Here is a 24,067-nt window from a genome sequence, read left to right on the forward strand (position 1 = left end):
AGCCCATGTGAAAAATAAGATTGTTAAAGCAGGAATAGGAATACTGATTCTTGGATGTTGTTTGGGCGGAGGCTATTATGCAGGGAGTCAAACAAATTCTGATGATATAAAACCTGTTGCTGTGGTAAAAGAAGATAAACCTGTAAAAGAAAAATTATACGATACAAATTTAATTGCGATTGTTAATGCTGACGAAGGAATTCAAAAAGAGGACAAAGTGGTAAGTTACAGTCAGTCTTTGCTAGGGACATTAACTCTCCCATATGAAATAACAGGTATTGAAGATGCAAAACAAGGATTAGAAAATGGAAAATATAGTGCATACATGATTTTACCTGGAACATTTTCAGCATCTGTTGAGTCTATCAATACAACACCACAAAAAGCAGTTTTAGAATATGCAATTGCTCAAAATCTCACGCAAGAGGCTCAGGCAAAAGCTATTTATTCAGTTGGAAATACTTTTACAACCTTAAATAATGGTATTAGTGAATTATATCTTTCTTCCGTTTTAAGTGAAGTGCACAAAGTACAAGATGCTGCAGGCATAATTAAAGAGAATGATATTCGAGATTTAAAAGCTCTAGGGGAGGTAAGTGGAGATGATTTGACAGAAGCAATTCAATTACCAGAACTAGCATCTGTAGATAAAAAAATTGAAATCTTAGATCTTATTCCACATTATGAGGAAGAAGATAAACTTCTTGCTGAAATTGATAAAACCTATCAAGATTCTTGGTCAAAGGGAGAAGAACAATTTAACAATACCATCAAGACACAGTCTAATGGTTTAACAGCAAGTCTAAAGAATGATGATGGTGTGAATGCAGAATACGAAAAAATGTTAACAATGCATGGACAGGAAATGGAAATCCCGAAATATGAGGATGATACGGAAGCCGAAAAAACTGAAGTTTCAGGTCATGTTGACAGTATTCAAAAGAATTTGAATGAAATCGAAAAGATAAGTGCACTAAAGAAAGATTTCGATGAACTAAAGGGAAAACAGTCTGTGGCAGATGAGAAAAATGGCAAAATTCAAACTTCTTATGACGAGATAAAAGAGAAGTTAAGAGAGTCCATTGTACGTGAATGGACTGAAGAAGAAGGAAAAGTTGCTTGGACGGAATACCAGGTTTATAGCAAACAAAATGTGGATGCTTTTTTACAGGGACAAGAAGCGGCAAAAATTGCATATGCAAACCAGAAGCTACGAGAATATTATGATAGTCTTCTGCTAAGTGAAAGTTTTCTTGATTATAAGGGCTCCTGGATTGATATGTATAAAAAATTGAGTGCTTTGGACCCTGATACATATCCTGCAAAAAGCGACGAAGAATTGAACGTGATGGTAGATAGTTCGATTAATTTACCAGAAGAAGAGCCGATTCCACCTGCTGAAACAGTATCGTTAAATCCAATTACATTCCGTGCAATTGGATATACTGCAGGAATTGAAAAACCTGATTGGGACACACTTCAATTTCCAAACTTAGAGCAGACTACAATCATGGATGATGTTAATGGTATATTAAGTACTTCTAAAAAATATACAGACAAAAGAATGCAAGAGATAAATAACTCTAGAGACCGGTTGGTCGAAAAGGATGCGTCTGTTCGTGAATCATTAAGTACATTTGATAATGCCTATAGCAGTATGCTTATTGCACAAGGTGCTTTGGAAAAATCAATTAATGATTATTCACCAAGTCAATACTTAGAAAACGAGATAATTCAGGGGTTGCAACAATCTTTAGGTAAAAATCAAAATACTATTCAAGAGAAAATAGAAACTCAGAATAAACAGTATGAAGATTATGTAGAAAAAGTTTACACAACATCTGAAGAAAACACAAAGAAACAAGCAGAAAGTATTGAAGCTGGGGAAAAAGCATCTAATGAAAAATTGGAGACTAATCTTGCAAATGCAAAAAATTCAATACAGACAAGTTATGAAGATAATAAAAGAATGCTAAACGATATTGGTGGTATACTGCCATATTCTAGACTTGGAACACAGGAAAATATTTTGGCATACCGGTTTATGTCAGAGCCGTTGGCTGTAAATGATTTAACGGTTGTCAAAAATGATCCTATTGAAACAGAAGAGGTAAACAATAATATACCAGAGAGCAAGATGGAGAAGGAAAAACCAGAACAAAAAAATATTTCTGTAATGGTAATTGCGATTCCAATTGTACTTATTTTGCTTTGCGTGGGAGTCTATATAGTTTTAAGAAAAAAACATAGTGATTCCCAAGAGGATCATTTATAAATATGTAAAAACAGGTTGATTGTAGTACGCAATAGGAAACAGCCACAAGAACAGATCCTGGCTATGCAGTGTACAAACAGGAAAGGCAAGGAAGATGGTTACTTTATATATAGAGCCATTTTCCTTGCTTTTCTTTTGTTAGGCGATATCGGTTAATACTTTTCTGATTTGCAGGGAACCCACTTTTTCCAGTAAATCAGTATGTTCTAGCTGGATTTTTGAAACATGATCAATTAGTTTCATCACACGTTATAAAGACGAAAATGTTTCCGCAACATATATAAACAAAGGGGAAATATCTATTTACAGTACATTAGAGAAAGCTATGATACGAATAAGCTATATTCAAGTTTGGAGATGTATCGGAACTGTTCGGCATTTCCAATATGTTTGATTCGTTTATCTATTTTGTAGCGCCCTTTATATATATTGGAAAAGAACGTAAAATTCTGTTGTTTTTTGGAATCATAAGAAAAAGATACGAAATAAGAGCTGAATATATCAAAAAAATAGTTGATTTGCACAAAAAATCTTTAAAAATATATTGTCAAATAGAGGAAAAAAGTGTAAAATATAGAAAAAAATACTTGCGAAAATCGCATTAGACCTGAAGGCATAAAGTTCTTTGAACTTTATAGTTTTTCATTACTTTCAAAGGAGGAAAAAAATATGTTACGTGTGGATTATGAAGCATTAGCAGCTGGCTCAAAAACTTTGCAGGATCAGGGAGCAATTTTTGAAGAATGTATTGACAGAATGCGTCAAGTGATCGAAGGACTTCCAGATGTTTGGGAAGCAGATACAAGTAAACGTTATGTGGAACAGTTCCAAGAAGCAGAACCGGGACTTAGAAATGTTAGACAGATGATTGAAGATATGGCCATTCAGATGCAGAAAATTTCTGATAATTTTGCACAGGCAGATAGTGATATGGCTGGACAAATGTAACATCAGTAATAGAGTAAAAGAGGAAGCCGCCAAAAATGGCGGCTTTTCTAAAAGGAAGGGAGGAAAATGCATATGGAAGGACAGGAAAATATGCAGTCCCAACCAGGGTTAAATTTAGATACAGAAATATTGCAAAAAAACGAAAACATAAGCACATCGTTATGTGACCGTTTTGGCATTCATATGTACACATTGGAATTTATGGAACATGAGAAAAGATACCAAGAAAAACAGCAAGAAAAAGAAGATGAGATTTTTTCCAATGTTTTAAATAATCCAGAAAAGGAAATGACAGATACTGCATTCAAAAGAGTCATACAGGCTGAAACAACCGCAGTAATTAAAGCAGAATATAATGAGAATAAGGCAACCAGTAATCCATATATAAATATAGCCTATGGAATCTTAGGAGCGATACTGGCAGGAACAGTTCTCTTTTTAATAGAAAGATATAGGAGAAAACGGAATGAAAATTACCATAACTATCAAAAATGAACAAGATGGAAAATCTTATGATGTTTCTCTGGATAATCGGCAAAAAATTGCAACCACATTGAAAGTAATGAGCGAAAATCTCCCGGAGTTCATGAATGGAATCGGAACCAATCCGGCGGTACAGTCTGAACGGACAAGTCGGCACTTGAAGTTAGAATCCACCTATGAAGAATCTCATATTTATACAGGCGATATAGTGGTGATTTCACAAAGAGAAAAAGAATAGAGAGGGACTGATGAAGATGGGAAAAAAGAAGGATGAAAAAACAGGGACCAAAGGTGAAGAGACGCAGCAGAAGGCTACCTATTTGAAGGAAGAAATTAAAAAGTCTTCGATGCATGCAAAAGATAGTTATGATTATAAAAAACTTTGTGTGGATCGAAGGGGGCTTCTGCCTTGTAAATATGAAGAGGACAGAGAAGATTTATATTTTTATTATGATATAGAAAGAATGAGTCCTTTTCAAGATGTAAAAGTAGAATCACGAGAGAAAAAATATCAAGTATTGATTAACTTTTGCTTGCTGAAAGAGCTACAGACAGATTTTGTTTTGAAACTGACTGTAGATAATCTGTATTATGATGAAAATGGATTATTATATCTGAAAGAACGAGACATTTATGGACGTGGCGAAAAACCAAGTGATCTACAATTTGTTAATGCCTATAAAAGCTTTGTTGCAGGTGTTTTGGGAAGTAAATATTCTGTCACACAAATCCAGGAAAGTGGGATTGAAATCTGCAGAGAAGAAAAGTGGTTTGAACCCATCTATCGTTGTGAAACATCAGAAGAGATTGCAGATATCTTGCGAAAAGTGAGAGAAGATTATTTTTTAGAACAAAAGCGGGAGATGCAGAATGTAAAGAAATCTACGTATTCAATATGGAGAATTGTAGCCATTATTACATTGATCGGAACCTTGCTTGGTGGTGGATATGCAACATATCTTTCTATTAAAACTGTTCCCGAGCAGAAACAATTGCTTGCAGCAAATGAGGCTTTTATTCAAAAAGATTACAGAACTTGCGTGGATAGCTTACGAAATGTGGAACCATCTGAAATGGAAAAGAATACACTTTATATTTTAGCATATTCTTACGCCAATATGGAAAGCTTTCGTCAGGATGAAATGAGAAATATTATTGATAACCTGTCGATAAGTAGCAATTCGAAGATTTTAGAGTATTGGATACGGATAGGAAGGCTGGAAACAAAAAAAGCGGAAGAAATTGCCCTATCGCTGTCTGATGATAAATTACTAATTTATGCATATATGAAAGAGGCAGACGATTTAGAGAATAATACACAGATAGATGGTTCAGAGAAGAAACAGAGGTTGGATGAATTAGAGGGGCAGATAGAAAAACTTGGCGATAAATATGAGCCTCAAGAGGAAGAAAATGTAGAGAATATTAATAAAAATGTGCAGGAGGATACTTCCATAGAAGAACAGCAGACACAGGATACCACAGATACTGCACAGTAGTGTGTTCTAGATGTTACAGGAGGAAAAAGTATGGGAAGTCTTTCAGATGATAGGAAAAAAAGAGATGAAGAACGCAGAATTGCCGGACTCAAAAAAGAGATTCAAGATTTAGAAGTAGAACTAAAAGAATATGAGGTCGCAAAAGAAAAAGTACAGAATGCAAAAGCTAATTGTAATACAGAGGTTACCAGTTGGCAGGAAACCGTTGGAAAATTTGCGCAAAAAGAAATAAAGCAGCCGGATGTTTTTGAAGGCGAGATGGCGAACAAATTAGAAACATACATAGACGATGCGAAAGAGGAAAATGATAAGGGCATTGAGAAAGCAGCGGAGTTGGTAACAGAATTAGGTACACAAATTGATAAAATAAATGAAAAAATTTCTTTCCTTAATAATAGTATTGACTATAAAAGAAGTTTGATATAAGGAGGTAGAGAGATGGCTAATAAAATTGCAATAAATGATGAGGACTTTACTTCATTAGAAGAGAATTTAATAGCAAAGCATAAAAGTATAATTGAATTAGTCGGAAATGTTGTAAAACAACTCCAAGATTTGAGTAGAAGAGATGGCGAATTTTATACGGACTCTATCTCTCCTAAAGTACAACTTTTGTGTGATGAATTAAATGATGCCAAATCATCTATGGAAGAAATCTATTCTGCACATACAGACATTATTTCCAGTTTTAAATCCGCGGTTGCAGATTTGGATACATGTTGTTAGGAGGGAAAACAATGACAAACAACATTCATGTAAATTCGGATAGTGTTATATCCATTGTGGGTGCAACAATAAAAGGTATTGAAAATATACAAGAGGACGTAAATGATGCATATTCATCACTTATAGATTTATTATCCGATGCATCTGGCGAAGAAGTGGATGCATTGCGTGAACAATTAGAAACAGAAAATAACTTAGCGATTGCGCTGTGTAATACTTTGACAAAATTTTCGAACAGTATCCGTTTTGCTGCTTCTGAATTTACAGAACTGGATTCCACAGGAGCTAGTCAGATGGGAAATAAATAAAAAGAGAGGTGGAATAGAATGAAACGAGTGTTCCAGGTAAGCGAGATCACAACGCTGTGCAATGAACTGAAAACATTGTTAAACGGGTGCAAAACCCATATTTCAAACATGAAAACTTATGCAGAGCAGGCAGATGAGGCACTTGCAGAAGTGCCTGGCGAAGTACGTCATTATGGGGCGGTTTACAGTGTTTCTGAACTTCGCAGTGCCTTAAAAACAGAGAAAATCGAGGACGCACTGACCAAGCTGGAAAACTGCCGCGTAAGAGCCTGTGAGCTGATCCCGGCAGCCGATACGGACTATGCTGCCCAGACCAGGGAGCTTATGGGGGGTCACGAAAAACCTGCAGACACTTTTGGAGGAAATGGAGCAGTTTTTGATCCATACTCCGCTTACAACCGATTATTCCGCCTTCAAAAAAGCCTTTGAGGAAGTACAGGCAAGATGGAACAAGGTAACGGAAAATGCAGAAAAGGTAGTGGAGAAACTGATGGCGAACATTAAAGGAGCGGAAGCCATCTGCCATGCTTTTTCCAAAGACCCGGTAAACCTAAGCACCGGAAACTTTATCTATGACCGGACTGATCTGGAGGTTGGCGGAAGGGAGCCGTTTGTGTTCCGCCGCTTTTACAATGCCATCAACGGCCGGGAGGGTGTGCTTGGAAGGGACTGGAACCATAATTATGAAGTACATCTGGAGTTTACAGACGGGGAAGCGGTGCTTCTCAGGGAAGACGGGAAAGAGGAACGTTTTTTCTGGGAGAAGGACCGCTATCTTTCTTTGTTTGCCAGTGAAGGTGTTTTAGAAAAAGCAGAGGAAGGATATGCATACCGTACCAGGGAACAAAAAGTCTACCGCTTTGACAGGGAAGGAATGTGTCTGGAAACGGAGACCCTTTTGGGCAGCCGGGTAACATTTACTTATGAAACGGAAGCACCTTTCCGTCTGGTAAAAGTACAAAAGGATACGGGGGAATTCTTTTCCTTTTTCTTATGATGCAGAAGGAAAGCTGGAGCGTGTGGAAGACCATACGGGAAGGAGCCTGTCCTACAAGTACCAGGGCGGACTGTTGAAAGAGGTAACGCTTCCGGATGGGAACACCTTCCGCTACGGCTATACCCCGCAGGGGAAACTGGAGCATGTGGAGAACCCAAGGGGGATCGTGACGGTGGAAAACTTCTTTGACGAGGAATACCGTACCACCTTACAGAAGTTCCCGGATGGGACACAGATGTCTTATGTATATGATGAAGAGAAGAAGAGTGTAGAACTTACGGAACGGAATGGCAGCCGGGTGATCTATGTGCATGATGACAAGTACCGGGATGTGAAGCATATCCACAGCAACGGGGAGGAACGTTTTGCCTATAACCAGAATAACCAGAAAACTCTGTATGTGGACCGGCTTGGAAATAAGACCCAGTACGCCTATGACCCGGCTGGAAATCTGGTGCGTGTGATCGATGCCCTTGGGAATAAGACAGAGATCCGGTATGGGGAAAAGAACCAGCCAACCGGGATCAAGATAAATGGAAAAGATAAACTGTGCGGGGAATACGACGCACAGGGAAGGCTTGTAAAAACCAGGGATGCCCTTGGAAATGAAGTGGAGATCACCTATACGGAAGCAGGGTGGCCGCAGACCATCCTGCAGGCAGACAAAAGCCGGATCACACTTTCCTATGATGCAAAGGGAAACATCACAGCGATCGAAGATGCACAGGGAAATATGACCCGGTATGGGTATGATACCCTGAACCGGATGGTGGAAAGTACCGATGGAAAAGGGAATGTCACAAGTATGCGTATGATGCGATGGGAAATGTGACCTGTGTGGAAAATGCGGAGGGAAACTGCCAAAGCTATGAATACAATGCAAGTGGAAAAGTAACGAAGGTGACAGACTTTGACGGGGCGAGCATCCAAAGGGAATACAATGTCTTAAACCGCCCAAGCAAGATCATTGATAAAGAAGGAAGGGAAACCCTCCTGACTTATGACAGCATGTGGAACCTTGCAAGGGTGACAGCACCGGACGGTGCAAGGACTACCTATCTTTATAATGAAGAAAACCTGTTATCCCGGATCAAATATGCAGACGGGGCAGTGGTACGCTATACCTACGATGCAAACGGGAACCGGACCGGGGAAGAAGATGAAAACGGGGCGAAGACCACGTTTGTTTATGATGCCCTTGGAAGAGTGGTGGAAGTAAACGGGGAAGAAGGACTCCATTATGCCTACCGGTATGATGGGGAAGGAAATCTCATAGAGGCAGAAGATGCCCTGGGGAATACCGTATCCATGGAATACGATGGAAACGGGAACCTGGTGAAAGAAACCAACGCCCTTGGGGAGAGCAGACATTATACTTATACCCCGTTAGGCGATGTGGAGAGCATCACCGATGAGGCAGGGCGTACTACTTGTTACCAGTATCAAAAAGGCGGACTATTAGAAAAAATCCAATACTCAGATGGTACAGAAGAAGCCTTTACCTATGATGCCAACGGAAACCTGGAAACCCATACCCTTGCCACCGGGTTTGTGCTGCGTTATGGATATGACAGCATGGACCGGATCACGGAGATCACAGGAAGTGAAGGGGAGAAGAAATCCTATACTTATGATGCCCTTGGAAATGTGACTTCCATGACAGACGGGGAGGGAAACACCACCCGGTATGCCTATACCTTAAGCGGGCAGCTTGCAAAAGTAACGGATGCCCTTGGAAATGAAACGGAATACCAGTATGATGCCTGTGACCGGCTCATCGAGATCCGCCAGTATGGTGCAGAGGGAAGCCTGAAGGAAGATACAGAAGGATCCGGTATGGATACAGACTTTCTGGAAGCAGAGAAACAGAATGGAAGAAACCGGCTGTGCCAGGTCACCCGTTATACCAGGGATCTGCGGGGACAGGTCACAGAAACCATGGATGCCTTGAAGCAGAGGGAAGTTTATACTTATGATAAGAAAGGACAGCTCCTTAGCAAGCTGGATAAAGAAGGCTACCTGACAAAGTATGCTTATACAAAGCAGGGAGACTTATCCGGTATCCAATATGCTGACGGAAGGGAAGTAAAACTGTCCTACAACCCACTCCGTCAGCTCATGGAGGTACAGGACTGGTTAGGAAATACAAAGATCACTCCGGATGCACTGGGAAGAGCACAAAAGGTGCAGTACCCAGACGGAAGGGAAGTATCCTATACCTATGGAAAAGCAGGAGAAAGAAGAAGCATGACCTATCCGGATGGCAAGACGGTCTTCTATGGTTATGATGAACAAGCTCCGTCTTTCAGAATTAAAAGAAGGGGACAGCATCATCAACTATGGCTATGACCCTCTGGGAAGGCTGTGTGAAAAACAGTTCCCGAATGGAACAAAGACCACCTATGCTTATGACAGAAAAGACCAGCTGACAGAACTGGTACATCAAGACCAAGAAGGAGTCATTGACCGTTATACTTATCTGTATGACCTTTTGGGAAACAAGAGTGGCATTACAAAAGAGAGAAGAGGGCTGGAGCGTGAGAGCGGACACTACCGCTATGGTTATGATGCACTGGGCAGGCTGGCAGAAATCCAAAAGGACGGGCAGATGCAGACCCGGTATGGGTATGATGCCTTTGGAAACCGGACATGGAAAGAAGAAAGCGGGGAAAGGACTTCCTACCAGTACAATGTCATCAACCAGATGGTAAGCGAAAAACATGGAGAGCTCTTAAAAGCATATAGCTACGATAAGAGAGGAAACCTAACCGGCATCCAAGAAAATGGGGCATGGAAAAAACAGTATGTCTATGGTGCAATCAACCGTCTGGAAGAAGCGGTGGATGCGGCAGGAAAACAGGCAAGGTATCAGTACAACGGACTGGGACACCGGGTAGGAAAGCAGGAAGGTGTCCTTCCAAAAGAGAAGCTGGAGAAACTGGATCCGCAAAGCAGGATTGGCATGGAAATCGGAAACAGCCAGCAGATCACCTATACCCTGGACCTGACCAGACAGTATTATAACCTCCTGGAGCGGACAGAGGAAAACCGAAACCAGAGATACTTCTGGGACGGGAACGTGGCAGCGTATGAAGAAAATGGGGAACGGAACTATTACCTTCAGGACGAACTGGGAAGTCCGCTTCGGATTGAAGACAGTGCCGGAATTCTCAAAGAGAGTTATGGATACGGAGCCTTCGGGGAAGACCTGTATCAGAACCAGGGGAAGATACAGCCGTTTGGCTATACGGGATACCAGAGAGATGAGACAGCGGGAACCTATTATGCCCAGGCAAGGGAATATCTGGCGGAAAACGGAAGGTTCGCAGGACAGGATTTGATTGCCGGTTTTATGGATATGCCATTTAGTATGAACCGTTACAGTTACTGTTATAATGCACCAATGGTATTGGTAGACTTAGATGGTGCATTGCCGAGCTGGAGTGATATTGGAAGAGGTATTAATAAAGTAGTAAACGGCATTGGAACGGCAATTGAAAAAACAACGAAAACAGTTGTTGAATGTGTAAAAGCAGTTCCTTGGAAACAAGTGGCTATTCTTGCAGGATCTGCAGCAGCTGTAGCAGCTGTCACTATTGCGACTGGTGGGGTAGGTACATTGGGAGCAACACTTGTTATGAGTGCAACAACGGGGGCAGCGGCAGGCGTGTCAATAAGGGCAACTACTGATATTATATTGGGTCAAGATTCATCGTGGCAGGATTATGTAGGAGATGGAGTGGGTGGTGCCTTGGCAGGAGTTACTAATGTCTTAATTCCAGGTAAAGGTCTTAGTGTAGCAGGCACAGGAATGCTTGCAGGCGGAACTGCTTCTATGACATCATCTATACTCAAAGGGAAACCTAGGGAAGAAATTCTAGCAAATACAACAGTAGGCATAGCATCTGGCTGGTTTTTTGGAAGTGTAGGTGGGAAAATAGGAAGTAAATTAAAAGGGACATCTTTGGCTAAATTACTTCGTAATCTAAATAAAAATGGATTTGATAATTTAGGAAAATTAGGTGCTAGAGGAGAACAGGCATTACGAAGAATAATTTTGTCATATATGGCATATAAAACACCACAAGCGATATATAGTATGCTTACACAAGAAATTGGCGATATAATCAATGACTATACAGAACAGTGCATGGAGGGAGATTAAGATGAACTGGAATTTGTTTCTACTAATATTTTATGGAAAGGTTTTGCTTATTTATATATTTGTAGGATATCTATTAGTGCGATATATAAGAAAAGGGTGGATTCGATTTAATCCAGAAATAATGATACAATGTCGTTTAAAAGAAGTACTTAGGAAACGAAAAAAAACCGTTAATTTTTTAATCAATTTAATAGTAATAGTGAGTATGGTTTTTGTAAGTTGTAGCTTTGGTCTAAGTGCATTAATAGATATACCACTTGTGGTAACAGGAAAAGTGGAAGTACTTGAAGGTATTGTCATAAAAGGGGATAATGTAAAATCTTCAAATAAATTGGAATGTTATAGTGTTGTTGTACAAGAAAAAAAGAGTAATCATTTACATGAGCTAGAATTATATTGGGAAAATGGTATTTGTAAAGATGATTTTATAAAAGTAAAATTCTTACCACATTCTAAGACAGGAGTTGTGATAAAAAGTTATGAAAAGTAATAAAAAAAACATATTAAATTCACAAGAGATTAATATTTTTGTGAATGATTCTTATATGAAAATGATAAGAATTGCTAATTTTTTTCTTATACCTATGGGCATATTGGCTGCTCTTGGTATTCCTATTTTTATGGCAGATAAAGATATTGAAAATTTGATGTATACTACTTTTATATTAGGATGTTCAATATTTTTGTTTGTTCTTTGGATGCGTTTAAGAAAGAAAATGATTAGGGTGACATCAGAAGGGATTTGGTATAAAGAACATTTTTTTGAAAGAAGAGATGTCGAGTATAGTATTATTTCTGAGAATAAAGTGAAATTAATATTTAGAAACATACATAAAAAAATTATTATTAATCGATGGTATGTTAATTATGATAAGTTATTAGATTGGTTGGAAAAATGTAAAAATTAGGAGTACAGAATTTAAATTTAACTAGAAAAATATGTATGAAAAGTCAGTTAGAAAAATTTCCACAAATCGTTATCAAAAATATTAGTAATAAGTGTAAAAGTTAATTTCTATAAACGATATTGGAAGACACCATACGAAAGGAGATGAGAAAACATGGAAAGGAAAGCTACATCCATCAGAACATACAAAAGAAAGCCGCAAATCTGGTTTGGGACAGAAGCGGATTCATTTTCTTACGACTTTGTATGGCATCTTCCATTGCAGATGTGTTTGGATGGAGAAACCTTGAACTTAAAAAGAGAGGGAACTATCAAAGTATTTCTAAATAATCAGATTGTAAATGGCAATCAGATAATCATCAAAAATGGGGATCAGATACATATTGAAGATTTTATGATTACGTTTTTTAAAGAAAAACTGGAAGTTCTAGCAGATACAACATGTTTTGAAACAACCCTACTTCCGGAACGCCAGGAAGAAGAATATTTTGAGGGATTCCCTTTTTATAAACGTTCTCCAAGAGTTGTATATCAGAGAAAAGAGGAGAAGGTAGAAATTAAAGCTCCTCCAAGAAAAAAAGAGATGTCAAAAGGGAGTCTGGCACAGTTGATCATCCCGCCCCTTTGCATGATGGCACTTACGATTGCCATGGGCGTATTGATGAAACGTGGTCCTTATATGTATATGACGGCAGGAATGACCGCTATTACCCTAATTTTTTCTATTCAGAGATATGTAAGTGAAAAACGGAATATCAAGCAGGAAAATAAAGATCGGGAAGTGATGTATGATGAATATCTTCTTCGGAAACGAAAAGAAATCAAAAAGTTGAGGGAAGAAGAACGGGAAGCGATTGATTATCAGACACCGACACTTTCTATGCTGCAAGATATGGTATTGGAATATAGTAGCCGTATTTATGAACGTTCCATCTTAGATGATGACTTTTTAAAAGTAAATTTAGGATACCGGAAAGGCGAGTCCCAGATAGAAGTTTCTTACGAAGATAAAGAACTGGATATGACAAAGGATGAACTGATTGAGCGAGCCAAGAAAATTCCAAAAGAATTTAAAAAAGTAGAACAGATTCCCGTAGAGATTGATCTGAAAAAAGCACATTTAGGTCTGGTTGGAAATAAACGGAATATCCATGAACAGTTAAAATATATGCTTGCCCAATTAACTTTTTTCCAAAGTTACCGGGAGTTACAGATTGTTTTTATCCATAGCGGAGCATATACCGAAGATTTCCAGTATATGCGCTGGTATCCACATCTGCGGTTAGAATTTATCAATGTAATCGGAGAAATTTATTCAGAGCAGATTAGGGATCAGATATTGGGAAGTATCCAGCAGATTTTAAAAGAGAGAAAACTAAAACAGGAAGAAGAGAAAAAAGCACACATTTTCCTTCCACATCTGCTGTTTATCATTGATGAACCAAAACTGATTTTAAATCATGCGATTATGGAATACCTGCAAAGCAGAGAAATGGAATTAGGATTTAGTATGATTTATACTACCGATCAGAAATCAAATCTCCCTGAAAACATCAGAACAATCTGTATTTTAGACAACTCAGAGGAAGCCCATCTTTTATTAGAGGAAGGGGAAAGGAAGAACCTCCGGTTTGAAGTACAACACACAAAAGGAATTTCTCTAGAAAGAATGGCAAGGGCATTAAGTCCTTTGATCCATGAGCAGGGGATTACTTCTCAGGTGCCTGATAAACTGACATTTTTTGAAATGTATGGTGTCGATACGCCGACTCAACTGGAAGTAGAAAAACGGTGGGAGTCTCATAGTGCTTATAAAAGCCTGGCAGTTCCGATTGGTGCAAAAGCGGAGAATGATTTCACCGAACTGAACCTGCATGAAAAGGCACATGGACCGCATGGTCTTGTGGCAGGTACAACAGGTTCCGGTAAATCAGAAACCATTCAGACGTATATACTTTCTCTTGCTGTGAATTTTCATCCCCATGAAGTCGGTTTTCTTTTGATTGACTATAAAGGTGGAGGAATGGCAAACCTGTTTGCAGATCTTCCGCATCTTTTGGGAACAATTACAAACTTAGATAAAGCAGAGAGTATGCGGGCAATGGCATCCATTAAGAGTGAACTGGCACGCAGACAGCGTATTTTTGCGGAGTATGGGGTAAACCATATTAATGATTATCAGAAATTATTCCGCATGGGAAAAGCAGAAGAACCTCTTCCGCATCTGTTTATCATCAGTGATGAGTTTGCAGAGTTAAAGAAAGAACAGCCGGAATTCATGGCAGAACTGGATTCCACTTCACGTATCGGACGAAGCCTTGGAGTGCATTTGATTCTGGCAACACAAAAACCATCAGGAGTAGTAGATGATCAGATTTGGAGTAACTCAACATTCCGTTTGTGCTTAAAAGTACAGAATGCAGCGGACAGTAAAGAAATGCTTCATACGGCAGATGCTGCAAACATCACACAGGCCGGACGTGGATACTTACAGGTTGGTAATAATGAGATTTATGAATTGTTCCAGTCCGCATGGAGTGGCGCTTCCTACGGAACAAAAGAGGAACAAAAAGAGGAAGACGACAGGGTATATCTGCTGAATATGCTTGGACAGGGAGAAGCCTTAAATAAGGATTTCAGTGGCAGAAAGGAAAGCCAGCAGCTCAAGAAAAGTCAGTTGGATGTTGTAGTAGAACACCTTCAGCAACTTACGAAGAAGAGCATTGTGTCAAAGTGAAAAAGACCTGGCTTCCATCTCTGGCATTTCAAATTGCATCTCCATATTTGATGGAAATTCAGGACAGTGCCGGTTTCAAGAAGGTTGATTTGAAATTAGGGATTGGTATGATGGATATCCCTGAAGAACAGGCACAGACGGAATATGTTCTTGACTTTGAAAACAATGGACATCTTTTATATCTGTCTTCCAGCGGATATGGAAAAACGATGCTGCTGACGCAGATTATTTTAGGATTATCTGCAAAGAATGCAGTGAAAAATCTGAATTTCTATATTTTGGATCTCGGTAACAGTGGAATGATCCCATTAAAACAGCTTCCCCATGTTGCGGACTATATGAATATAGACCATGAAGAAAAAAATCGGAAAATTCCAAAAATTGATTTTAGAGGAAATCAAAGAGAGAAAGAAGAAACTGGCACGTGCTATGGTACAGAACTTTTCGGTTTACAACGAAACACAGGCGGAACCATTAAAAGCCATTGTGATTGTCATAGACCAGTATGAAGTGGTAAAAGAACTGGGAGAAGCTGTTGAATCTTTCATACAAAAAGTATCTAGAGACGGGGCAGGGCTTGGTATTTATTTGGCAGTAACGACTTCCAGAGATGGGGCTATGAGAAGTGCAGCCAGAAACAATTTCAAAATGAGAATCGGTGGTTTCAATTTTGATGAAAGTGAACTTTCTTCTTTTGTTGGACGGAGTTCCTATAAGCTGCCGGAAGAGCATAAAGGAAGGGCGCTTGTAAAAACAGACAGCATCCATGTGATGCAGCTATATACCCCGGTTGTGTTTGAAACAGAAAAAGAATACAATGAAAAACTGAAAGCACTTATTTTTGAACTGGATCAGAAGTCTTCGGAAGAAAAGGCAAAAGAAATTCCAGTTATGCCGGAAGAACTTACGGTGTCAATGCTTCCATCCTACCCAGGATATGAAAAGACAAACCGGAAAGTACCAATTGGATTGGATACGGATACTTTACAGATGTACTATCTTTCCATGGAACAGACACCAGCCTTTGTAATTGGAAATGCAAAAACAGGCAAAACAAATGTAATCAAAAATATGCTTTCTATGGTTTCGGGTGAAAAGGTATATCTCTTTGATAATAAGAGTCATGAACTTGCTGCTTACCAGTCAAGAGAGAATGTAGTTTATGCAAGTGATAAGAGTACGGTTGCAGATGCCTTAAAGCAGATTGAGGAAGATATTTTTGAAAGAAAAGAAGCGTATGAAGAAGCCAAATTGGATGATGTTTCTTTAAGCATCGAAAACTTTGCAAAAACACTTCCACCAATTTATGTCATGGTAGATATGCTTCAGGAATTGTACGAGAATGTAGAAGAAGATAACAGCATGATTGATATTTTGGAAGAGGCTGTCCGTTATGGTATTTATGTCCTTGTAACTTCAGAATTTAAAGTGAAGAAGATGACAAGAAGTAAGTTCATAGAAATGCTTCTGGCAAGCAGAGAGGTTTTAATTCTTGGAAATATTAAAGACCAGTTACTGTTTAGTTATACGGGAGTCCGGGAAGAAAATCGGAAAGTGGAATTTGGTTATTACCACAATGCGGGAGTTAATCGGAAAGTGAAATTAATCCTGCACAAAGGAATATCATAAGGGTAAGAAAGAAACAGGATATTGCATACAGATATGAAGTTGCAGTATCCTGTTTTGTATATATAAAAACAAATGGTATGATATAAAACAAAGAAATACAAGGAAAATAATTTAAAATAGCAATTATTTTTCTTGTATTTCTATCAGATTATGGATATACTATATCATACAAGGAGGGATATAACATGCTGATTAAATTTGAATTTGAAAATTATCGTTCATTTAGGGACAAAAGCATTCTGTCTATGGAAGCAAAAGGAAATGCAGAATATAAAAGTTGTCTTTTACCGTATAAAAAGAAAGGAGTTCTTCCAGCTGTAGCTATTTTTGGGAAAAACGGTGGTGGAAAAAGTAATGTAATTCGTGCTTTCTGGTTGGGTGTGCAATTTATAAGAAATGCACAAAAAACGCAGCATGAAAAAGCAGAAATTCCAGTGCGTGCCTTTGCATTAAATGATTATTCGGAACAGTGTCCAACAGGATTTGAATATGAATACATTCAGGATGGTGTCAAATACATTTATGGATTTTCAGCCACAAAAAAAAGAAATTGTAAAAGAATATTTGTATTCGGCACCAAAAGGACAAAAAGCAGAAATATTTTCAAGAAATTATCAGGAGTTTTCATTCCCTTCAAATGGCGAAAAAAGGAAAAAGGAAATGATAGCAGAAGCAGTTGCATCAAATCAATTATTTTTTTCCATTGCATGTGTAATGAATTACCAGCCATGTATTGATGCCATGAGATGGTTTCGGGAAAGTATTTATTTTTCAAAAGATTATACAGATATACCAAGTCAATTATTGGAACATGTGGAAGATATGAATATGCTAAAAGCAATTGTGTCTTATGCAAAGCAGGCAGATGTTGGGATAGAGGATATGTCTTTTGAAATTAGAAATGAAGAATTATCTGCAAATGATTCGCTTCCTAATAATCTTCCGGAGGGAATTGTTGCTGCGTTAAAACAATTTACTCTGGCATTAAAGGATTCTTCAGAAGCTGCTGAAATGAACTTAAAAATAGGAGAAGTGAAAACCTCCTCCATGCATCGTGGATTAAATCAAGCAGGAGAGGAAGAACTATTTACATTGGAACTTTCGGATGAATCTGATGGAACAAGAAGACTCATGTCACTTGCCCCAGGAATTGAACGTGTGTTACAAAAAGGTGGGATATTGATGGTAGATGAGATTGATCGGGAATTGCACCCATTATTAGTCGAATTTATCATTTCTAAATTTCAAAGTCCAGAAACCAATCCAGGCCATGCACAGATTATTTTTACAACACATGATACCGAATTATTGAATATGGAGATATTAAGAAAAGATCAGGTATATTTTGTTGATAAGAACAAAAGAAACGGTGTTTCGGAATTGTTCAATTTAACGGAACTTCCAGTAAGAACAAATGATAATATCAGGAAAGCATATCTTGTAGGAAAATATGGTGCGGTTCCAGATGTAGATACCATGGAGGTTGAATAATGGCACGAAAGATAAAACCTCTTATTTACGTCTTTTGCGAAGGCGAAAGCGAAATCGAGTACACTAAATATTTGAAAGAAAAATTTGAAGATGTTGCAGTGATTCAAAAACCAGTAAAAGGTCTGTTTGAAGTAGCCGATAAAAAATTTAAAAAAGATGCGAAGTATCGGAATAATGCAGAGGTGACAGATGAAATATGGTTTTTCTTTGATGTCGATGACGGACAGACGGGAAGCTGGGATAGGATTCAGAAAATTGTTTCTACATTAAAAAAGTTACGTAAGAAACCGAACATACGTGTAAGATTGTTAATGACAACAGGCTGCGTTGAATTTTGGTTTTTATTACACTATAAAAAAGTGGTTCCATCTATTCAAACGGTTGCGGAAAAAGAGAATGTTCTAAGATTGTTACAGAATGAATGTCCTGGTTATGTAAAAGGAGATTCTAACACAACGAGGAAAATAGCGAATCATTTTAAACAAGCTTCTATAAATGGAGATTGGGTATTAGGGCAAATAGAAGGTTTACCTACGTTAGAAGACTCTGATGTAAGAAATCGATGGTTATATCAATCATCACGTACATTTACAACGGTACAAGAAGCAATTAAATTTTTGGAAAATTTAAAAAACTAAAAAAGTGGCTAAAACTCTCTTGTGGTTTTTGTTATATAGAAGGAAAGACAATCTTTGGTATAGCAGAATGCAAGGGAGTTTTTTGTTATCAGAGAAAATGTTATCCCGAAAACTTAGATGCTTTCAAATCGAGAAGTGATAGGTTATGATGCACAAAAAAACTTTTATAAATATTGAAAATTAGGGCAAAATCATGTAAAATGAAGAAAAAATCACGAAAAGTAAAAAACTCTTTAAAAGTAAATATATGGAGAAATCATCAACAAAGGAGAAGTTATTCATTATGAAAGAAAGGTGGGAATAGAATGAAACGAGTGTTCCAGGTAAGCGAGATCACAACGCTGTGCAATGAACTGAAAACATTGTTAAATGGGTGCAAAACCCATATTTCAAACATGAAAACTTATGCAGAGCAGGCAGATGAGGCACTTGCAGAAGTGCCTGGCGAAGTGCGTCATTATGGGGCAGTTTACAGTGTTTCCGAACTTCGCAGTGCCTTAAAAACAGAAAAGATTGAAGAGGCACTGACCAAACTGGAAAACTGCAGACAAAGAGCCTGTGAGCTGATCCCGGCAGCCGATACGGACTATGCTGCCCAGACCAGGGAGCTTATGGGGGTCACGAAAAACCTGCAGACACTTTTGGAGGAAATGGAGCAGTTTTTGATCCATACTCCGCTTACAACCGATTATTCCGCCTTCAAAAAAGCCTTTGAGGAAGTACAGGCAAGATGGAACAAGGTAACGGAAAATGCAGAAAAGGTAGTGGAGAAACTGATGGCGAACATTAAAGGAGCGGAAGCCATCTGCCATGCCTTTTCCAAAGACCCGGTAAACCTAAGCACCGGAAACTTTATCTATGACCGGACTGATCTGGAGGTTGGCGGAAGGGAGCCGTTTGTGTTCCGCCGCTTTTACAATGCCATCAACGGCCGGGAGGGTGTGCTTGGAAGGGACTGGAACCATAATTATGAAGTACATCTGGAGTTTACAGACGGGGAAGCGGTGCTTCTCAGGGAAGACGGGAAAGAGGAACGTTTTTTCTGGGAGAAGGACCGCTATCTTTCTTTGTTTGCCAGTGAAGGTGTTTTAGAAAAAGCAGAGGAAGGATATGCATACCGTACCAGGGAACAAAAAGTCTACCGCTTTGACAGGGAAGGAATGTGTCTGGAAACGGAGACCCTTTTGGGCAGCCTGATAACATTTACTTATGAAGAAGGATCCCCTTTCCGTCTGGTAAAAGCCGAAAAGGACACCGGGGAATTCTTTTCCTTTTCTTATGATGCAGAAGGAAAGCTGGAGCGTGTGGAAGACCATACGGGAAGAAGCGTGGCATATCGATATCAGGGAGAACTTTTGAAAGAGGTGACACTGCCGGATGAGAACACTTTCCGTTACGGTTATACCCCGCAGGGAAAACTGGAGCAGGTGGAGAACCCGAGGGGGATCGTGACGGTAGAAAACTTCTTTGATGAGGAACACCGTACCACCTTACAGAAGTTCCCGGACGGGACACAGATGTGTCCTATGTATATGACGAAGAAAAGAGAACCGTAGAACTTACGGAACGGAATGGCAGCCGGGTGACCTATGTCCATGATGACAAGTACCGGGATGTGAAGCATATCCACAGCAACGGGGAGGAACGCTTTGCCTATAACCGGAACAACCAGAAGACCTTATATGTGGACCGCCTGGGAAATAAGACCCAGTATGCCTATGACCCGGCAGGAAACCTGGTGCGTGTGATCGATGCCCTTGGGAATAAGACAGAGATCCGGTATGGGGAAAAGAACCAGCCAACCGGGATCAAGATAAATGGAAAAGATAAACTGTGCGGGGAATACGACGCACAGGGAAGGCTTGTAAAAACCAGGGATGCCCTTGGAAATGAAGTGGAGATCACCTATACGGAAGCAGGGTGGCCGCAGACCATCCTGCAGGCAGACAAAAGCCGGATCACACTTTCCTATGATGCAAAGGGAAACATCACAGCGATCGAAGATGCACAGGGAAATATGACCCGGTATGGGTATGATACCCTGAACCGGATGGTGGAAAGTACCGATGGAAAAGGGAATGTCACAAAGTATGCGTATGATGCGATGGGAAATGTGACCTGTGTGGAAAATGCGGAGGGAAACTGCCAAAGCTATGAATACAATGCAAGTGGAAAAGTAACAAAGATAACAGACTTTGACGGGGAAAGCATCCAAAGGGAATATAATGTCTTAAACCGCCCAAGTAAGATCGTGGATAAAGAGGGAAGGGAAACCCTCCTTTCCTATGACAGTATGTGGAACCTTGCAAGGGTGACAACACCGGACGGGGCAAGGACCACGTATCTCTATAACGAAGAAAACCTGTTATCCCGGATCAAATATGCAGACGGTGCCGTAATACGCTATACTTACGATGCCAATGGAAACAGGATCGGGGAAGAGGATGAGAACGGGGCAAAGACCACGTTTGTTTATGATGCCCTTGGAAGAGTGGTGGAAGTAAACGGGGAAGAAGGACTCCACTATGCTTATCGGTATGACGGGGAAGGAAAACCTGATCGAGGCGGAAGACGCCCTTGGGAATACCGTATCCATGGAATACGACGGAAACGGAAATCTGGTGAAAGAAACCAACGCTCTTGGAGAGAGGAGATGTTATGCTTATACCCCGTTAGGTGATGTGGAGAGTATCACCGATGAGGCAGGAAGAAAGACGGTTTACCGTTACTTTCCGGGAGGACAGCTTGCAGGGAACCAGCACCCGGATGGGACAGAGGAAGCCTTTACCTATGATGCCAATGGAAACCTGGAAACCCATACCCTTGCCACCGGGTTTGTGCTGACCTATGGATATGACAGCATGGATCGTATCGTAGAAATCATGGGAAGTGAAGGAGAAAAGAAATCTTATACCTACGATGCTCTTGGAAACGTGACTTCCATGACAGACGGGGAAGGGAACACCACCCGGTATGCCTATACCTTAAGCGGGCAGCTTGCAAAAGTGACGGATGCCCTGGGAAATGAAACAGAATACCAGTACGATGCCTGTGACCGTCTTATTGAGATCCGTCAGTATGGCGCAGAGGGAAGCCTAAAGGAAGAAGTAGAAAGATCCGGTATGGATGCAGAATTTTTGGAAGCAGAGAGACAGAATGGAAGGAACCGGCTGTGCCAGATCACCCGTTATACCAGGGATCTGCGGGGACAGGTCACAGAAACCCAGGATGCACTGGGACAGAAGGAAACTTACACCTATGATAAAAAGGGACAGCTTCTTAGCAAGCTGGATAAGGAAGGGTATCTGACCAAATATGCTTATACAAAACAGGGAGACTTATCCGGTATCCAGTATGCAGACGGAAAGGAAGTAAAACTGTCCTATAATCCGCTCCGGCAGCTTTTGGAAATACAGGACTGGTTAGGCAGCACAAAGATTACCCCGGATGCACTGGGAAGGGCGAAAAAGGTGCAGTATCCAGATGGAAGGGAAGTATCCTATACCTATGGAAAAGCAGGGGAAAGAAAAAGCATCACCTGTCCGGATGGAAAGACGGTCTTCTATGGTTATGACGAGCAGCTCCGTCTTTCGGAATTAAAAGAAGGGGACAGCATCATCACCTATGGGTATGATCCGGTGGGAAGGCTGTGTGAAAAGCAGTTCCCGAATGGAACAAAGACTACATACCGTTATGATAGAAAAGACCAGCTGACAGAACTGGTACATCAAGACCAAGAGGGTATCCTTGACCGTTATACTTATCTGTATGACCTTTTAGGAAACAAGATCGGAATTATAAAAGAAAGAAGAGGGCTGGAGCGTGAGAGTGGCAGTTATACCTATGGCTATGACGCACTGGGCAGGCTGTCAGAGATCCAAAAGGACGGGCAGATGCAGACCCGGTATGATTATGATGCCTTTGGAAACCGTACTTGGAAAGAGGAGAAAGGAGAAAGAACCTCCTATCAGTACAATGCCCTGAACCAGATGGTAAGCGAAAGACAGGGGAAAACCCGAAGAGAGTATGGGTATGATAAGAGAGGAAATTTAACCAGCATCCTTGAAAACGGGGCATGGAAGAAGCAGTATGTCTATGGTGCGATGAACCGCATGGAAGAAGCGGTGGATGCGGCAGGCAAACAGGCAAGATACCAGTACAACGGACTGGGACACCGGGTAGGAAAGCAGGAAGGCATTATACCAAAAGAAAAACTGGAGAAACTGGATCCGCAAAGCAGGATCGGCATGGAGATTGGAAACAGTCGCCAGATTACTTATACCCTGGACCTGACCAGACAGTATCATAACCTTCTGGAGAAGACAGAGGAAAGCCGAAGCCAGAGATACTTCTGGGATGGGAACGTGGCAGCGTATGAAGAAAACGGGGAAAGGAACTATTACCTTCAGGATGAACTGGGAAGTCCGCTTCGGATTGAAGACAGTGCTGGAAACCTCAAAGAGAGCTATGGATACGGAGCCTTTGGGGAAGACTTATATCAGAACCAGGGGGAGAAACAGCCGTTTGGCTATACAGGATACCAAAGGGATGAGATCGCCGGGACGTATTATGCCCAGGCGAGGGAATATCTGTCTGGAAAAGGCAGGTTTGCAGGGCAGGATTTGATTGCTGGAAGGATAAATGCACCCGAGTTGTTTAATAGATATGTATACTGTTATCACTCACCATTTTCATGCAAAGATCTTGATGGAAAAAAACCTGTATCTGTTAACACTCCCGTAGAAGAAGAATGCAATCATGGTTATTATTCAGAGGCCTTTTATGGCAATATTGAAGGACCTCATATTAATTTGCAGTTAATGGATTATTTTTATGGAGCAGATTACATTAATGGGGAAATTGAGAATAAAGGTAAAAAAGATATCGGTGTTGAACTAGTAGATATAGCTGGAGGTATGGGGAAATTTGGATACAAGGATTCGAAAGGTTTTTGGCAAGGAAAATATGGAATGGAATGTGTTCATGGGGATATAAAATTAGGAGCTTCAAATGACTATGTTGGAGCAAAAGCTCAAGGAACATGTGTAACAATAGCGGGTGAAGTGAGGATTTTAGAAATTTTTGGTAAAAAAATATATATAGGGGGCAGTTTGGATATTTTTTCTCTTGGAGCAAAAGCTGGTTGGGACGTGGAAAAAAAGAAACTAGAGTTAGGTCTTTCTTTAGGCGTAGGTGCAGGTGTAACCATACGGTGGGAAGATGAAGAATGTAGTGATTAATGAAATATTTTGGAATTATTAAAT

At 40.0% G+C, this 24,067-nt stretch carries 23 protein-coding genes; all 23 read left to right on the top strand.

The annotated features are described in order from the left end of the window. Positions 1-7: 7 nt before the first annotated feature. The 23 genes from DQQ01_RS07480 (at position 8) to DQQ01_RS18400 (ending at position 24,043) form a co-directional block, all read left to right on the top strand. Positions 8-2,275 (top strand): YhgE/Pip domain-containing protein, encoded by a 2,268-nt coding sequence (locus tag DQQ01_RS07480; RefSeq protein ID WP_111919506.1) that lies wholly within the window; start codon positions 8-10, stop codon positions 2,273-2,275. A gap of 669 nt (positions 2,276-2,944) precedes the next feature. Further along, entirely contained in the window at positions 2,945-3,223 is a 279-nt protein-coding gene (locus DQQ01_RS07490) for a WXG100 family type VII secretion target (protein ID WP_071144094.1), read from the top strand. 72 nt (positions 3,224-3,295) lie between these two features. Further along, positions 3,296-3,718, top strand: coding sequence for a hypothetical protein (locus tag DQQ01_RS07495; protein WP_162624266.1), 423 nt, complete (start codon positions 3,296-3,298; stop codon positions 3,716-3,718). Continuing rightward, positions 3,690-3,944 (top strand): hypothetical protein, encoded by a 255-nt coding sequence (locus DQQ01_RS07500; protein WP_071144092.1) that lies wholly within the window; start codon positions 3,690-3,692, stop codon positions 3,942-3,944. The genes DQQ01_RS07495 and DQQ01_RS07500 overlap by 29 nt, the downstream gene beginning before the upstream one ends. Before the next feature lie 16 nt (positions 3,945-3,960). Beyond that, positions 3,961-5,205, top strand: a complete 1,245-nt coding sequence (locus tag DQQ01_RS07505; protein WP_162624267.1) for a type VII secretion protein EssB/YukC — start codon at positions 3,961-3,963, stop codon at positions 5,203-5,205. Positions 5,206-5,235: 30 nt separating this feature from the next. Next, entirely contained in the window at positions 5,236-5,631 is a 396-nt protein-coding gene (locus DQQ01_RS07510) for a hypothetical protein (protein ID WP_111919510.1), read from the top strand. A 12-nt stretch (positions 5,632-5,643) separates the two neighbouring features. Next, positions 5,644-5,931 (top strand): hypothetical protein, encoded by a 288-nt coding sequence (locus DQQ01_RS07515; protein WP_071144089.1) that lies wholly within the window; start codon positions 5,644-5,646, stop codon positions 5,929-5,931. A gap of 11 nt (positions 5,932-5,942) precedes the next feature. Beyond that, on the top strand, positions 5,943-6,239 hold the full coding sequence (locus DQQ01_RS07520) for a hypothetical protein (protein WP_071144088.1): 297 nt from the start codon (positions 5,943-5,945) through the stop codon (positions 6,237-6,239). Between the two features lie 18 nt (positions 6,240-6,257). After that, on the top strand, positions 6,258-6,668 hold the full coding sequence (locus DQQ01_RS07525) for a hypothetical protein (protein WP_111919511.1): 411 nt from the start codon (positions 6,258-6,260) through the stop codon (positions 6,666-6,668). Beyond that, positions 6,604-7,236: a DUF6531 domain-containing protein gene (locus DQQ01_RS07530; protein ID WP_111919512.1), complete on the top strand. Its 633-nt coding sequence runs from the start codon at positions 6,604-6,606 to the stop codon at positions 7,234-7,236. The genes DQQ01_RS07525 and DQQ01_RS07530 overlap by 65 nt, the downstream gene beginning before the upstream one ends. Positions 7,237-7,258: 22 nt before the next feature. After that, positions 7,259-8,068: an RHS repeat protein gene (locus tag DQQ01_RS07535; protein WP_111919513.1), complete on the top strand. Its 810-nt coding sequence runs from the start codon at positions 7,259-7,261 to the stop codon at positions 8,066-8,068. Beyond that, a complete protein-coding gene (locus DQQ01_RS07540; protein WP_111919514.1) occupies positions 8,056-9,585 on the top strand; it encodes an RHS repeat domain-containing protein in 1,530 nt (509 codons plus the stop codon). The genes DQQ01_RS07535 and DQQ01_RS07540 overlap by 13 nt, the downstream gene beginning before the upstream one ends. Further along, positions 9,515-11,401 carry an RHS repeat domain-containing protein gene (locus DQQ01_RS07545; RefSeq protein WP_207657642.1) on the top strand — a complete coding sequence of 629 codons (1,887 nt, stop codon included), beginning with the start codon at positions 9,515-9,517 and terminating at the stop codon, positions 11,399-11,401. The genes DQQ01_RS07540 and DQQ01_RS07545 overlap by 71 nt, the downstream gene beginning before the upstream one ends. Before the next feature lies 1 nt (position 11,402). Continuing rightward, positions 11,403-11,891, top strand: a complete 489-nt coding sequence (locus DQQ01_RS07550) for a hypothetical protein (RefSeq protein WP_111919516.1) — start codon at positions 11,403-11,405, stop codon at positions 11,889-11,891. Then, positions 11,881-12,309: a hypothetical protein gene (locus DQQ01_RS07555; RefSeq protein WP_111919517.1), complete on the top strand. Its 429-nt coding sequence runs from the start codon at positions 11,881-11,883 to the stop codon at positions 12,307-12,309. Before DQQ01_RS07550 ends, DQQ01_RS07555 begins: the two co-directional genes overlap by 11 nt. 153 nt (positions 12,310-12,462) lie before the next feature. Next, positions 12,463-15,045 (top strand): type VII secretion protein EssC, encoded by a 2,583-nt coding sequence (essC, locus tag DQQ01_RS07560; protein ID WP_111919518.1) that lies wholly within the window; start codon positions 12,463-12,465, stop codon positions 15,043-15,045. Continuing rightward, on the top strand, positions 15,042-15,554 hold the full coding sequence (locus DQQ01_RS07565; RefSeq protein ID WP_111919519.1) for an FtsK/SpoIIIE domain-containing protein: 513 nt from the start codon (positions 15,042-15,044) through the stop codon (positions 15,552-15,554). The genes essC and DQQ01_RS07565 overlap by 4 nt, the downstream gene beginning before the upstream one ends. A gap of 1,305 nt (positions 15,555-16,859) precedes the next feature. Then, the gene (locus DQQ01_RS16905) at positions 16,860-17,411 is read left to right on the top strand and encodes an AAA family ATPase (protein ID WP_278278180.1); all 552 of its coding nucleotides are present in this window, start codon (positions 16,860-16,862) and stop codon (positions 17,409-17,411) included. Then, complete coding sequence (locus DQQ01_RS07575) at positions 17,335-18,165, top strand: AAA family ATPase (RefSeq protein WP_278278181.1); 831 nt, start codon at positions 17,335-17,337, stop codon at positions 18,163-18,165. The genes DQQ01_RS16905 and DQQ01_RS07575 overlap by 77 nt, the downstream gene beginning before the upstream one ends. After that, the gene (locus DQQ01_RS07580; protein WP_111919521.1) at positions 18,165-18,803 is read left to right on the top strand and encodes an RloB domain-containing protein; all 639 of its coding nucleotides are present in this window, start codon (positions 18,165-18,167) and stop codon (positions 18,801-18,803) included. Before DQQ01_RS07575 ends, DQQ01_RS07580 begins: the two co-directional genes overlap by 1 nt. Before the next feature lie 305 nt (positions 18,804-19,108). Then, entirely contained in the window at positions 19,109-20,359 is a 1,251-nt protein-coding gene (locus tag DQQ01_RS07585; RefSeq protein WP_111919522.1) for a DUF6531 domain-containing protein, read from the top strand. Beyond that, positions 20,323-21,483, top strand: a complete 1,161-nt coding sequence (locus DQQ01_RS07590; protein WP_111919523.1) for an RHS repeat domain-containing protein — start codon at positions 20,323-20,325, stop codon at positions 21,481-21,483. The genes DQQ01_RS07585 and DQQ01_RS07590 overlap by 37 nt, the downstream gene beginning before the upstream one ends. A gap of 1,567 nt (positions 21,484-23,050) precedes the next feature. Then, entirely contained in the window at positions 23,051-24,043 is a 993-nt protein-coding gene (locus DQQ01_RS18400; protein ID WP_408607859.1) for an RHS repeat domain-containing protein, read from the top strand. The last annotated feature ends 24 nt before the right edge of the window (positions 24,044-24,067 follow it).

The organism is Blautia argi, from assembly GCF_003287895.1.
In the GTDB taxonomy this organism is placed as follows: Bacteria; Bacillota; Clostridia; order Lachnospirales; family Lachnospiraceae; genus Blautia; species Blautia argi.